This window comes from Pseudomonas fluorescens (assembly GCF_902497875.1).
GTDB lineage: Bacteria > Pseudomonadota > Gammaproteobacteria > Pseudomonadales > Pseudomonadaceae > Aquipseudomonas > Aquipseudomonas fluorescens_BR.
Window position 1 is genome coordinate 93,514 of sequence record NZ_CABVHY010000020.1, and the last position, 12,519, is coordinate 106,032.

Annotated in this window: 14 protein-coding genes; 6 read left to right on the top strand and 8 right to left on the bottom strand. The window is 58.6% G+C overall.

Features of this window, described 5'->3' with window-relative positions; translation table 11 throughout:
- The first annotated feature begins 99 nt into the window (after positions 1 to 99).
- Positions 100 to 684, top strand: a complete 585-nt coding sequence (locus F8N85_RS20365) for a hypothetical protein (RefSeq protein WP_150805320.1) — start codon at positions 100 to 102, stop codon at positions 682 to 684.
- A gap of 65 nt (positions 685 to 749) precedes the next feature.
- Positions 750 to 2,063 (top strand): PQQ-dependent sugar dehydrogenase, encoded by a 1,314-nt coding sequence (locus F8N85_RS20370; protein WP_150805321.1) that lies wholly within the window; start codon positions 750 to 752, stop codon positions 2,061 to 2,063.
- A gap of 69 nt (positions 2,064 to 2,132) precedes the next feature.
- On the opposite strand, the gene F8N85_RS20375 is transcribed toward F8N85_RS20370, so the two are convergent.
- From F8N85_RS20375 to F8N85_RS20400, 6 genes are all read right to left on the bottom strand, one after another.
- Entirely contained in the window at positions 2,133 to 2,795 is a 663-nt protein-coding gene (locus F8N85_RS20375) for a class I SAM-dependent methyltransferase (RefSeq protein WP_150805322.1), read from the bottom strand.
- A gap of 23 nt (positions 2,796 to 2,818) precedes the next feature.
- Positions 2,819 to 3,352 (bottom strand): C40 family peptidase, encoded by a 534-nt coding sequence (locus tag F8N85_RS20380; RefSeq protein ID WP_150805323.1) that lies wholly within the window; start codon positions 3,350 to 3,352, stop codon positions 2,819 to 2,821.
- A gap of 164 nt (positions 3,353 to 3,516) precedes the next feature.
- The gene (locus F8N85_RS20385) at positions 3,517 to 4,146 is read right to left on the bottom strand and encodes a C40 family peptidase (protein ID WP_150805324.1); all 630 of its coding nucleotides are present in this window, start codon (positions 4,144 to 4,146) and stop codon (positions 3,517 to 3,519) included.
- Between the two features lie 238 nt (positions 4,147 to 4,384).
- Complete coding sequence (hda, locus tag F8N85_RS20390) at positions 4,385 to 5,089, bottom strand: DnaA regulatory inactivator Hda (RefSeq protein WP_054049492.1); 705 nt, start codon at positions 5,087 to 5,089, stop codon at positions 4,385 to 4,387.
- Positions 5,090 to 5,318: 229 nt separating this feature from the next.
- Positions 5,319 to 6,392, bottom strand: a complete 1,074-nt coding sequence (locus tag F8N85_RS20395; RefSeq protein ID WP_150805325.1) for an AI-2E family transporter — start codon at positions 6,390 to 6,392, stop codon at positions 5,319 to 5,321.
- Positions 6,393 to 6,427: 35 nt separating this feature from the next.
- Entirely contained in the window at positions 6,428 to 7,480 is a 1,053-nt protein-coding gene (locus F8N85_RS20400; RefSeq protein ID WP_224795715.1) for a DUF2066 domain-containing protein, read from the bottom strand.
- A gap of 385 nt (positions 7,481 to 7,865) precedes the next feature.
- On the opposite strand from F8N85_RS20400, the gene purM reads away from it, so the two are divergent.
- From purM to F8N85_RS20420, 4 genes are all read left to right on the top strand, one after another.
- Positions 7,866 to 8,924, top strand: a complete 1,059-nt coding sequence (gene purM / locus F8N85_RS20405; protein ID WP_150805327.1) for a phosphoribosylformylglycinamidine cyclo-ligase — start codon at positions 7,866 to 7,868, stop codon at positions 8,922 to 8,924.
- Positions 8,925 to 8,959: 35 nt separating this feature from the next.
- Positions 8,960 to 9,610: a phosphoribosylglycinamide formyltransferase gene (purN, locus tag F8N85_RS20410; protein ID WP_150805358.1), complete on the top strand. Its 651-nt coding sequence runs from the start codon at positions 8,960 to 8,962 to the stop codon at positions 9,608 to 9,610.
- Positions 9,611 to 9,618: 8 nt separating this feature from the next.
- The gene (locus tag F8N85_RS20415; RefSeq protein WP_150805328.1) at positions 9,619 to 10,332 is read left to right on the top strand and encodes a DUF3108 domain-containing protein; all 714 of its coding nucleotides are present in this window, start codon (positions 9,619 to 9,621) and stop codon (positions 10,330 to 10,332) included.
- A 349-nt stretch (positions 10,333 to 10,681) separates the two neighbouring features.
- Positions 10,682 to 10,987 (top strand): hypothetical protein, encoded by a 306-nt coding sequence (locus F8N85_RS20420; RefSeq protein ID WP_150805329.1) that lies wholly within the window; start codon positions 10,682 to 10,684, stop codon positions 10,985 to 10,987.
- 92 nt (positions 10,988 to 11,079) lie between these two features.
- Here F8N85_RS20420 and F8N85_RS20425 read toward each other — a convergent pair whose 3' ends face one another.
- Together F8N85_RS20425 and mazG are read right to left on the bottom strand one after the other, a co-directional pair.
- Positions 11,080 to 11,619 (bottom strand): DUF2058 domain-containing protein, encoded by a 540-nt coding sequence (locus tag F8N85_RS20425; protein ID WP_150805330.1) that lies wholly within the window; start codon positions 11,617 to 11,619, stop codon positions 11,080 to 11,082.
- 24 nt (positions 11,620 to 11,643) lie between these two features.
- Positions 11,644 to 12,477, bottom strand: coding sequence for a nucleoside triphosphate pyrophosphohydrolase (gene mazG / locus F8N85_RS20430; RefSeq protein WP_150805331.1), 834 nt, complete (start codon positions 12,475 to 12,477; stop codon positions 11,644 to 11,646).
- Positions 12,478 to 12,519: the final 42 nt, after the last annotated feature.

Below are 12,519 nucleotides of genomic sequence, written 5' to 3' on the forward strand. Positions count from 1 at the left end.
TGCCGCCGATCATTAAATTGACGCCAATCTTGTGCCACGCTGAAAGCAGTGATATCAAATAGCCACAAAACTAATATTACAAGAACAAGGGTAAGTCACATGCAAGGCATGATTATCAGCAATCCGAAGCTGGAATTTTTGCGGCCGATGCTTGAGCGCTGGCTTGACTGTATCGATCGCTACAATCAGGTGCAGGGCGATAACGATGCCCCTTACTGGTTCGACGAACGAGCCAATATTGGATTGCTCTCGGCGGCCGCCTGGATGGCGGAAATGGTCACACTGGAGCAAGCCGCAACCCGAAAACAGCAGGAAGACGGCGACCGCAACGGGCGCGCCGACCTCTACATCGCCAACAAGGACGAACGCGCCTATCTCCAGGCGAGTCAGCGTTGGCCACGGGTCAACAACCTCAATCTCACTCAAGCGCTGGCCGAGGTCGTGGGCGATGCGCGGAAAATCAGTTATGCCAGCGACCTGAAGCTCGGCTGCCTGTTCGTGGCGCCACAAAAGACCCAGCAGAGCGCGACCCCGGAAGAACTCCAGGACATGCTCGACGACCTGCAAAAACAACACACCTGCGCAGTAGCCTGGTACTTCCCCTACGCCTACCGCAAGTTGCGCAATGAAGCGGGCCACTATCATCCCGGCATCGCTGTGTTGTTCAAAGAAGCTCGTAGCTGACAGGTTGAACCAACCGGCAGCCAGGCGCCTCTATGAATACATAGTGCATTCATAGGGAAATCAGCATGCTCAAGCCTCAACTTGCCCTCGTCATGGTGCTCGCCGGAGGGCTTGCAGCCTGTAGTGAAACCGCTACCCTGCAGGTTTCCGATGGCACCGGGCCGTCGCCGAAGCTGCCCGAGCCGAACAAAACCCTGATTCCCACGGTAAACACTGCCCCGGCGATCGGCTGGCCTGAAGGTACCAGACCGACCGCCGCAGGTGGCACTCAGGTGGCGGCATTTGCCGAAGGGCTTGATCATCCGCGCTGGCTTTACGTACTGCCCAACGGTGACGTGCTGGTGGCCGAAACCAACTCGCCGCCCAAGCCCGACGATGGCAAAGGCATTTTTGGCTGGGTCATGGGCAAAGTCATGGGTCGCGCCGGAGCTGGCGTCCCGAGCCCCAATCGCATCACTCTGCTGCGGGACAAGGACCATGATGGCATCGCCGAAACCCGCACAGTGTTCCTTGAGAACCTCAACTCGCCGTTCGGCATGACCCTGGTGGGCAAAGATCTGTACGTGGCGGACACCGACCGCCTGGTGCGCTTCCCTTACCAAAGCGGGCAAACCTCGATCACTGCGCAGCCAACCAAGGTGGTCGACTTGCCCGGCGGCACTCTGAATCACCACTGGACCAAGAACGTGATTGCCAGCAAGGATGGCAGCAAGCTCTACGTCACTGTCGGCTCCAATAGCAACGTCGGCGAAAACGGGCTGGAGCAGGAAGAAGGTCGCGCAGCAATCTGGGAAGTCGACCGCGCCACCGGTCAGCATCGGATCTTCGCCTCAGGTCTGCGCAACCCCAACGGCATGGCCTGGGAGCCCCAGAGCGGGCAACTCTGGACGGCTGTTAATGAACGCGACGAAATCGGCAGCGATCTGGTGCCGGACTACATCACCTCAGTCAAGGACGGCGCCTTCTATGGCTGGCCTTACAGTTACTTCGGCCAGCATGTCGATGCTCGCGTCACTCCGCAAAACCCGGCATTGGTGGCCAAAGCCATCGCTCCGGACTACGCCGTCGGCCCGCACACCGCCTCGCTGGGCCTGACCTTCGCCGAAGGCAGCACGTTGCCAGCGCCGTTCACCCAAGGTGCATTCATCGGCCAGCACGGCTCCTGGAACCGCAAACCGCACAGCGGTTACAAAGTGATCTTCGTGCCCTTCAGTGCCGGCAAACCCAGCGGCCAACCGATTGACGTGCTGACCGGCTTCCTCACTGAAGACAAGAAAGCCATGGGCCGGCCGGTGGGCGTGGTGATTGATCAGCAGGGCCGCTTGCTGGTGGCGGATGATGTGGGGAACAAGGTTTGGCGGGTGTCGGCGGCCCCGTAGGAGCTGCCGAAGGCTGCGATCTTTATCGATCTCCTCTACGCCAAAGAAGCGTGGTGGTGCGATCCATGCCTACCGCTTGCGGCACAGCGTCAAACCATCGCCCAGCGGCAGCAAAGACAAATCTACCCGCGTGTCATCCTTCAAGGCGCGGTTCAGTGCCTGGATGGCGCGGGTGTCTTCGCTCTCGGGATTGACCTCAAGCACTCGCCCGCTCCACAGCGTGTTATCAAAAATCGCCAGCCCGCCGCTTCGCAGCAGTCGCAAGGCGCTTTCCAGATAGGCAGGATAGTTGGCCTTGTCAGCATCGATAAAGATCAGGTCGAAACTACCGCCCTGCCCTTGCTGCTCAATCTGCGCCAGGGTTTCCAGCGCCGGCGCCAGGCGCAAGTCAATCCGCGGTGCCAGGCCCGCCTCCTGCCAGTACCGGCGAGCGGTGGCGTTGTAATCGCCTGGGATATCGCAACAAATCAGTTGGCCGTCATCCGGTAAGGCGGCGGCCATGCACAAGGCGCTATAACCAGTGAAGGTACCGACTTCCAGCAAGCGTCTGGAGCCGGTCAATTTGACCAACAAAGCGAGGAACTGGCCCTGCTCGGGCGCGACCTGCCAGCGGGCCATGGGCAGCGCCTGGGTTTCCTCACGCAAACGGCGCAACAGCGGGGTTTCACGCAGAGAAACATCCAGCAGGTAGCTGTAGAGGGAATCGTCGAGATTGAGGGTGCGAGCGGTCATGACAACCTCTGCAAAGGTGCGACCTAAGGGTTACGTGCCAGACGCTCCGGCTGCAACACCCGCTTGGCGCTGAGATAGGCTTTCTGCCAATAGGCTTTGGACAGGGTATCGAGCTTCACCGTTCCGCCGGTGGCAGGCGCATGAACAAATCGGCCTTCGCCGACATAAATCCCGGCATGACTGACTTGCGAGCCGCCATTGGTGGCGAAAAATATCAGGTCACCCGTCTGCAGGGCGTTTTGGTCGACATCCTGCGCACGCATGCCGATCATTTCGCGAGTCGTACGCGGCAGAGAGATGCCTGCGGCATCACGATAAACGTAACCGATCAGGCCACTGCAATCGAAACCCGAATCCGGCGTATTTCCGCCCCAGCGATAAGGCGTACCGACCAGGCCTAACGCTTGGAACAGCACATCTTCAGCCACTGGCGAGAATGCTTGGGAGGGGGCAAAAACAGCTGACCGGACCACTGGCGCCGGTGGCGGAGTACGGCTGGCGCAAGCACTGAGCAGTGCTGCGAAAACGAGAAGCGCAAGGCGGGCCGACGTCGACATGTGCAGAACAATCCTGATCTGATGCGGCTTTCTCTGCCGTGAGGCTGAAAAGAAAACCGCCTACGCAGAACGTAGGCGGTTTGCCATCAACAATAGATCAGGATTCTAGCGGCTGCGGGGCAAACTTCAAGTAAGACTTTAAGTTCGCCTTACTAAAAGTACGCTTACTTGCGAGCAGTCATCACTGTCGGCGCCATGGCGAGGGCTCGCTTGGCTTCGATGAAGGTCTTGCTCCAGTAACTGTCGCCCAGTTTGTCGACTCGAACACCACCGCTACGGCGGCTGCTGGAGTGGATGAACTGATCATCACCCAGGTAGATCCCGGCGTGGCTGACGCGGCCACGGCCATTGGTGCTGAAGAACAGCAGATCACCGGGCTTGAGGTTATTGCGAGCGACCAGCGGAGCGTCCACGTTGATCATTTCGCGAGTAGAACGCGGCAAGTTCATGCCCGCCTCTTCACGAAACAGATACCCGATGAAGCCGCTGCAATCGAAGCCTGCTTCGGAGGTGCCGCCGAAACGGTAACGGGTACCGATCAGGGACATGCCACGCTCGAGAATGCTATCAGCCAGGACCGGCAGCTGATAAGGCTTGTTATCGGCGAACTCGGCCAGTTCGGCCAGTTCTTTTTCCGATGCAAGATCATCCAGGTAAACACTGGACGACTGGGCAGTAACAGCGTTTTTAACCTGTTGTTGTGGCGCTTGCTGGGACACTGGAGAGTGTGCAGCGCAACCAAACAACAGGGCGACGAGTGCGAGAGGCACGAGGGGTGCGAAGCGATTTAGCATGGGCACGACCGTGGCTGATAGTTTCAAAGAGCCGCGACTATGCCTTCTATCAACCTCATTTGCAAATTCAATCGAGCTGAATGTGACTTTTCGGTTTCTCGTTTACATCTAAGGCCTAAAGCCCCATATAGACGCTTGTGCACCCTGGACCCAACCTCGGAGCGGGTTTTCTGGCGCCTGAAAAGCGCCAAAAAATGCTGCAGAGCACGGTTTTTTTGCGGCCCATTTACCAGGCCATTTACCAACCGAGGGTTTCTTTCAGGAAGGGAATGGTCAGCTTGCGTTGCGCCTGCAACGAAGCTTGATCGAGACGCTCCAGCAGTTCGAACAATGCGCTCATGCTGCGGGTGCCGCGAGTCAGGATAAAGTGTCCGACCTCATCGGTCAGGTGCAAACCGCGACGTGAAGCACGCAGCTGCAGGGCACGCAGCTTGTCTTCGTCGGAAAGTGGACGCATCTGGAAAATCAGTGCCAGGGTCAGGCGTGATTTCAAGTCCGCCAGCTTCACCGGTAACTCTCGTGGCGAGGTCGAAGCGGCAATCAGCAATCGCCGACCGCTGTCGCGCAAACGGTTGAACAGATGGAACAGCGCCTCTTCCCAGTCCGCCCGCCCCGCTACCGCCTGCAGATCATCCAGACAAACCAGCTCGTATTGTTCAAGGTTGTCGAGGATTTCAATGCCGCGATCCAGCAGCTCCGCCAATGGCAGGTACACCGCCGGCTCGCCCATCTGCTCAAACCGCAAGCATGCGGCTTGCAGCAAGTGCGTACGTCCGACGCCATCCTTGCCCCAGAGGTAGATCAGGCTTTCGGTCCAGCCAGCGTCGGCTTCGCAAAGCCGCTCGACATAGCCGAGTGCAGCGGCATTGGCGCCTGGGTAGTAGTTGATAAAGGTGGCGTCATCACGCAGACGCACACCTAGGGGCAGCTGAATCGGTTTCATGCTGACTGAACAGTTCCAAAGGAACCGTTAGTGGCCTCTGTGTAAAGTTTGCAAAGTTTATACCCGTGACGCCGGACGCACAATGCAGCAGACCATAAGCAAAATCAAAGGTTTGCGTTATCTCGGAGGAATCGGCGGGGTTCGTTTGAAGTAGTTTGTGACAGTCCCGCCCCCCCAAAGGCCAACCCGCCATTGCGCCGGACAGCCTTTGGTGACAGGTCACAAGCCCCTACATTTCAGAATCTTCCACGCCGCTGTACATACCCGAATCCTTGTACAAATCGTGGACATGGCGCACCAGCACCATGATCACCGCAGCCACCGGCAAGGCCAGCAGGATCCCGGTAAAGCCAAACAGCTCACCCCCCGCCAGAATGGCGAAGATCACCGCCACCGGGTGCAAACCGATCCGGTCCCCCACCAGCAACGGGGTCAGGACCATGCCTTCCAGCGCCTGACCGACCATGAACACCGCGAGGATGCCGATCATGGGATACAGGTCGCCACCGAACTGGAACAAGCCAGCCACCAGAGCTGCGCCGATGCCGATGACGAAGCCCATGTACGGCACGATCGCCGCCAGACCGGCAATCATCCCGATCAACAGCCCCAGTTCCAGCCCGACCAGCATCAAGCCGGCCGCATAGATTACGCCCAGGGCGACCATCACCAACAACTGACCGCGGACAAAGGCCCCGAGCACCTCATGGCACTCGCCGGCCAACATCACCGCGCGCTCTTCACGATCACGAGGCAGCAGGCTGCGGATCTTCGCCATCATCAGGTCCCAGTCCCGCAGCAGGTAGAAACTGACCACCGGGATCAACACCAAGTTGGCCAGCAAAGCGATCAAGGCCAGACCGGAAGCGGTTGCCTGGCTCAGCACCACACCGACAATGTCGGTGGTCTGGCCCATATGCTCGCTGATCGCGGCCTTGATCTTGTCGAACTTCCAGAAGCCATCGACAAGCCCCAGCTTCGATTGCGCCCACGGCATGGCGGTGTGCTGCAGCCAGTCGAGCATTTGCGGTAGCAGTTCATACAAGCGCATCAACTGCTTGACCAGCATCGGCACCAGTACCAGCAACAGCGTCATGACGATCACGCTGAACAGCGCGAATACCGCCACCACGCCCCAGGTTCGCGAAAGACCGAGCGCCTCCAGGCGATCCACCAGCGGATCGAACAGATAGGCCAACAGTAGCGCCACCAGGAATGGTGTGAGGATCGGATGCAACAGGTACACAAAGGCGAACAGCAGTATCACCCCACCCAACCACACCCAACGACGCGTATCAGCCATGAACCACTCCAGCTTCTATATAAGGAAAGAACAACTTACCAACGGAATCGCAATTGCGCGGTCGGTGCCGGCGCAACAACCGGCACTGTGCCTTCTATCGCGGGTTGAGCAGGCACGGGTGGCGCCACCGGCCCGGCAGGAATCTCCTGCAGCTTCGCCAGCCCCAACTGTGCCCGCAATTGTTCGGTGCTGCCATTGACCAGATAAATAATCCGGTCGCCCTCGACGCGCAGCAGTTTCGCGCGAAACGGCTCAAGCAGTTGACCGAGTGCCGCGTAGCGCTCCAGGGTCATGCCCTGCACCTCCAGCAACTGCTCGGTGGAGGCTCCGGCTTTGGCCACGAAACGTGGCGCCAGTTTCTGACTGACAGCCAGCAAGACCGCATCGGCGAGAGCCGCGCTGTCGGCGCCCTGCGCAGTGCCCTGCTCGCGCTGATCACCCAGCCACAACCGCCATTTGGCCTGCCACTGCCCGCCCTCTTCCTCCTGGGCATGCACCGCCAGCAAGGCGTCTGCGGCGTAGCGTTGCGAAGCCGAACGCAGCGGGGCCGGGTCGGTTCCTTCAAGGTTCGGCGCAGTGGCGACAATCTGTTCATTGAGGTCAGCCAACGGCAAACGCAACGGCAAGCCGCGGTGCTGGGCGGCACGACGCAACGGCGCGGCGCTGGCCTGGCCATCGCCGACCAGGCTCGAGCCTTCAGCCGAATCATTGAGCCACCAACCAAGAATCGACGGGCGATTGCTGCCCCACAAGGCCAACCCTGCCTGACGCAAGGCGCGATCAGTGCTGACCGGATCGAAATCCACTTTCAGGCTTTCCGGTGGCCCGGCGTCATAGCCGTATCGGCTGATGATCTGCTGCGGATCCTTGCGAATAGCCGCCAGCCCCGGGTTTTGCGCAGCCTTGGCATCGCCAGTCAGGCGCAGCACCAAGGTGTCCAGCGCACGTTGAGTGGCTTGATCGCGCTCTTGCGGAGTCTGATTGCTGACCGGTTCGCGGACTTGATACAAACCATTGAGGGTTTCGGCATGACTTGCCAGGCTGAAAAAAGACAAACAGCCAACAACTAGAAATTTATACAGACGCATGGAGTATTCCCGACGGCAAAAGGCGGCTGGAACAGACCGCATGAACAGGATTGAGCAAGGCTGTGACCACAACGCCTGGCAAATCATTCACACGGCCCTGGTAAGTTTTCGAACAGTCTTAACCATAGCCGGTTAACGTCTATACCTTATACAGCCACGACGGAGGCGACCATCAACGCTAATATCGGTTTTTTTAACGCGATATGTCCCTGCCCGTCGGCCCGAGGATGGCCGCTGCCCCTCAAGCCTGATAAAATCGCGCGCCTTCGTAGACCGGCAATAGTCGGGCACCCGGAAATTCGCGTCGGCAATTGCCCTTCGCCTGTTTCAGTGGGTCCCACTGGACTCGGTCGTTACCCCTGAATCCCCCCTAAAGGCCTGGATCATGAGCAAGCAACCCTCCCTGAGCTACAAGGACGCCGGTGTAGACATCGACGCCGGTGAAGCATTGGTCGAACGCATCAAGAGCGTCGCCAAGCGCACTGCGCGCCCGGAAGTCATGGGCGGCCTGGGCGGTTTCGGCGCCCTCTGCGAAATCCCGGCCGGTTACAAGCAACCGGTTCTGGTCTCCGGCACCGACGGCGTCGGCACCAAGCTGCGTCTGGCACTGAACCTGAACAAACACGACAGCATCGGCATCGACCTGGTCGCCATGTGCGTCAACGATCTGGTGGTGTGCGGCGCAGAGCCGTTGTTCTTCCTCGACTACTACGCCACCGGCAAACTCAATGTCGAGACCGCGACCCAGGTAGTGACCGGTATCGGCGCTGGCTGTGAGCTGTCCGGTTGCTCGCTGGTTGGCGGCGAAACCGCTGAAATGCCGGGCATGTACGAAGGCGAAGACTACGACCTGGCCGGTTTCTGTGTCGGCGTCGTGGAAAAATCCGAAATCATCGACGGTTCGAAAGTCGCAGCTGGCGATGCCCTGCTCGCCCTGCCTTCTTCCGGTCCACACTCCAACGGTTACTCGCTGATCCGCAAAATCATCGAAGTGTCCGGTGCCGACATCGAAAACATCCAGCTCGACGGCAAGCCGCTGACCGACCTGTTGATGGCCCCGACCCGTATCTACGTGAAGCCACTGCTCAAGCTGATCAAAGACACCGGCGCGGTCAAGGCCATGGCCCACATCACCGGTGGCGGCCTGCTCGACAACATCCCGCGCGTTCTGCCAAAAGGCGCTCAGGCCGTGGTTGACGTGGCGAGCTGGACCCGCCCGGCCGTGTTCGACTGGCTGCAAGAAAAAGGCAACGTCGACGAAAACGAAATGCACCGCGTGCTGAACTGCGGCGTGGGCATGGTCATCTGCGTGGCTCAGGAGCACGTTGAAACCGCCCTGAAGGTTCTTCGTGAAGCCGGCGAGCAACCATGGGTCATCGGCCAGATCGAGACTGCCGCCGAAGGCGCAGCCCAGGTCGAGCTGAAAAACCTCAAGGCGCATTGATGCAAGAGCGGATGCAAGAGCCGATGCAAGAGCGGATGCCAGCAACCTGTGATGTAGTGGTGCTGCTGTCCGGCACCGGCAGCAACTTGCAGGCTCTGATCGACGACAGTCAGGCCGGGGACAACCCGGCCCGTATCCGCGCGGTGATCTCCAACCGCGCCGATGCCTATGGCCTGCAGCGCGCCAGTGATGCGGGTATTGAAACCCGCACGCTCGATCACAAGACTTTCGAAGGTCGCGAGGCCTTCGATGCCGCTTTGATCGAACTGATCGACGCCTTCGAACCCAAGCTGGTCGTCCTGGCCGGATTCATGCGCATTCTCAGCGCTGATTTCGTGCGTCACTATCAAGGTCGCCTGCTCAACATCCATCCCTCGCTGCTGCCCAAATACAAAGGGTTACACACTCATCAGCGTGCGCTGGAGGCCGCAGACACCGAGCACGGCTGCAGTGTGCACTTCGTGACCGAGGAACTCGATGGCGGACCACTGGTCGTACAGGCAGTGATCCCGGTAGAGTTAGGCGACTCGCCGCAAAGTCTGGCACAGCGAGTTCACGTCCAGGAGCACCGGATTTACCCAATGGCCGTGCGCTGGTTTGCCGAAGGCCGGTTAGCGCTTGGCGAACAGGGTGCAATACTGGATGGTGAGTTACTGGCGGCCAGCGGCCACTTGATTCGAAACTAGGAGATTTTATGCGTCGTGCCCTGCTCTTCGCTTGCGCTCTGTTTGCTCTGCCCGTTGTGCAGGCAGCAGACCTTCAACCTTTCTCCGCCAGCTATACCGCCGACTGGAAGCAACTTCCCATGAGCGGCACGGCTGAACGCAGCCTGAAAAAGAACGCCGATGGCTCATGGACCCTGAATTTCAAGGCTTCCATGATGATCGCCAGCCTGAACGAAGAAAGCACCCTGCGCCTCGACAAGGACACCCTGCTGCCGGAGTCTTACCACTTCGAACGCGGCGGTCTGGGCAAGGCGAAAAAAGCCGATCTGGATTTCGACTGGACGACCAAGATGGTCACCGGTACTGATCGCGGCGACCCCGTCAAATTGCCGCTGAATCGTGGCATGGTCGACAAATCTACCTATCAGCTGGCACTCCAGCATGACGTAGCGGCGGGCAAGAAGAGCATGAGCTACCAGGTGGTTGATGGCGGCGATGTCGACACCTACGACTTCCGCGTGCTGGGCTCGGAAAAAGTCGACACCAAGGCCGGCCAGATCGATGCGATCAAGGTCGAACGCGTACGCGACCCGACTCAAAGCAAACGCATCACCGTGATGTGGTTCGCCAAGGACTGGGATTACTTGCTGGTGCGCCTGCAACAGGTCGAGACGGACGGCAAGGAGTACAACATCATGCTCCTGAACGGCGACGTCAACGGCAAGACTGTCAAAGGCAGCTGATCCACCGACTCAAAAAAAGCCTCGCGATTGCGGGGCTTTTTTTCGTCTGCCGATTCTACACAGAACCCTGTGGAGTGGCGGTGCGGCGATCCGACTTGCCCGCGAAGAATTTAACACGGTGAATCTGTCAAAACGCGGTGCACTCTTCGCGGGCAAGCCAACCCTCTCACCAGCCCTCATCTCGTCATCACGCTCTCCTAATCTTCAATAATCTGAAACAAGACAATACCTTCAGAAAACGCAGCAATGTCCTACAGCCCAAGGGGCTCGACCAGAGCCAAAATCTTCTATGGGGTCGCAGGCGAACAAGGGGAAGTTCGGCGACGTCAATTGGCCGAGAGGTTAAAGATTGAAGGACTCAAGTAGAAATTGGCAGATCTCGGTCATTTTATGTACCGCTTGCGTCCTGACATTCCCCTTCAATGTGGCCGAACTCTATATCTATTTCAAATTCGGCGTCTTTGAGCCTTATACCTATATCATGGCTATCCCTTTCGGCGGCGCGTCTTTTTTGCTTGTCCAGACAGCCGTCGCCATTGCGCTATATCGCAGAGCGTGGATCAGGACCCATTCAATGTTTTTGTTCCTGTGGCTGATCAATATCAGCGTTTTCGGCGTGCTGATATGGAGCACAGCTCCTGAGCAGGCGCTGTAAGAAAAGTATTTGGACGCTGGTGGCACGCCTCCTGACAAGAACGCAATACGACAAATCCCGCCATTTGAGCGGGATTTTTCGTTTCTAACTCATCACCACATCAGATCATCGGGGATCTGATAGGCCGCGTACGGATCGTCCTCATCCGGCGCTTCGGTCACCACGTTGAGCTGCACGATGCGTTGCGGATCGCGCTCCTGGATCTTCAGCGCGGCCTCACGGGGGATCACTTCGTAACCGCCGCCATGATGAACGATCGCCAGCGACCCATTGCTGAGCTTGTTGCGCATCAGCGTATTCACCGACAGCCGCTTGACCTTTTTGTCGTCGACGAAGTTGTAGTAATCCTCGGTGGTCAGCTTCGGCAGGCGTGTCACTTCGATCAATTGCTTGATCTGCGCGGCACGGGCTTTGTGCTCGGCCTTTTCCTGTTGCTGACGATTGAGTTCCTGGTCGCGCTTGACCTTCTCGGCCAAGGCTTCCTGGGCCAGTCGCTGCTGGGTATCGTCCTGTTCAATCTGGCCTTTGTGGACCAGGCGCTGCTGTTTCTGTTTTTCTTTGCCGACCTGTTTGGCCTGCTTTTGGTTGACCAGCCCTGCTTTGAGCAACTGGTCGCGAAGGGAAAGGCTCATGTACTTACTCACTTAGGCAACGGCTCAGCCGCAGCTGGGCAAATTCTTTTCCTGACGTTTGGCTTCGCCCCACAAGGCGTCCAACTCTTCGAGGGTGCAATCTTCTATGGGACGGTGGGTATCGCGCAATGCCTGTTCGATAAATCGGAAGCGTCTTTCAAACTTACTGTTGGCGCCACGCAGTGCGGTTTCCGGATCAACCTTGAGATGACGCGCCAGATTGACCACGGAAAACAGCAGGTCGCCGACTTCATCGGCAATCGCTACCGAGTCGTTATCGGCCATGGCTTCGAGCACTTCATCGAGTTCTTCGCGAACCTTGTCCAGCACCGGCAAGGCGTCCGGCCAGTCGAATCCGACCTGCCCTGCGCGCTTCTGCAACTTCGCCGAACGGGACAGCGCCGGCAATGCCGCGGGTACATCGTCGAGCAAGGACAGCTGTTGCGGCGCCGCGGATTTCTCGGCCCGTTCTTCAGCCTTGATTTCCTCCCAGCGCCGTTTGACCTGTTCTTCATCCAGACGGGGGATATCCAGCGACGCATACAGATCGCCGGTCGGGAACACATGGGGATGACGCCGAATCAATTTACGGGTGATGCTATCGACCACGCCGTCGAATTCGAAGCGCCCTTCTTCCCGGGCCAGCTGGCTGTAATAAACCACCTGGAACAATAAATCGCCCAGTTCGCCCTGCAGGTGATCGAAGTCGCCGCGCTCGATGGCATCAGCGACCTCGTAGGCCTCTTCCAGGGTATGGGGCACGATGGTTTGATAAGTCTGCTTGAGATCCCACGGACAGCCGTACTGCGGATCCCGCAGACGGGCCATCAGGTGCAGCAAGTCTTCAAGGTTGTACATCAATCACTCTCGTTGGAACGCGCGCCCCCGTAGGAGCTGCCG

Bases quoted from the DNA above. Each gene is read 5' to 3' on its own strand.
- F8N85_RS20365 (WP_150805320.1), top strand. From the start codon at position 100: ATGCAAGGCATGATTATCAGCAATCCGAAGCTGGAATTTTTGCGGCCG.
- F8N85_RS20370 (WP_150805321.1), top strand. From the start codon at position 750: ATGCTCAAGCCTCAACTTGCCCTCGTCATGGTGCTCGCCGGAGGGCTT.
- F8N85_RS20375 (WP_150805322.1), bottom strand. From the start codon at position 2,795: ATGACCGCTCGCACCCTCAATCTCGACGATTCCCTCTACAGCTACCTG.
- F8N85_RS20380 (WP_150805323.1), bottom strand. From the start codon at position 3,352: ATGTCGACGTCGGCCCGCCTTGCGCTTCTCGTTTTCGCAGCACTGCTC.
- F8N85_RS20385 (WP_150805324.1), bottom strand. From the start codon at position 4,146: ATGCTAAATCGCTTCGCACCCCTCGTGCCTCTCGCACTCGTCGCCCTG.
- hda (WP_054049492.1), bottom strand. From the start codon at position 5,089: ATGAAACCGATTCAGCTGCCCCTAGGTGTGCGTCTGCGTGATGACGCC.
- F8N85_RS20395 (WP_150805325.1), bottom strand. From the start codon at position 6,392: ATGGCTGATACGCGTCGTTGGGTGTGGTTGGGTGGGGTGATACTGCTG.
- F8N85_RS20400 (WP_224795715.1), bottom strand. From the start codon at position 7,480: ATGCGTCTGTATAAATTTCTAGTTGTTGGCTGTTTGTCTTTTTTCAGC.
- purM (WP_150805327.1), top strand. From the start codon at position 7,866: ATGAGCAAGCAACCCTCCCTGAGCTACAAGGACGCCGGTGTAGACATC.
- purN (WP_150805358.1), top strand. From the start codon at position 8,960: ATGCCAGCAACCTGTGATGTAGTGGTGCTGCTGTCCGGCACCGGCAGC.
- F8N85_RS20415 (WP_150805328.1), top strand. From the start codon at position 9,619: ATGCGTCGTGCCCTGCTCTTCGCTTGCGCTCTGTTTGCTCTGCCCGTT.
- F8N85_RS20425 (WP_150805330.1), bottom strand. From the start codon at position 11,619: ATGAGCCTTTCCCTTCGCGACCAGTTGCTCAAAGCAGGGCTGGTCAAC.
- mazG (WP_150805331.1), bottom strand. From the start codon at position 12,477: ATGTACAACCTTGAAGACTTGCTGCACCTGATGGCCCGTCTGCGGGAT.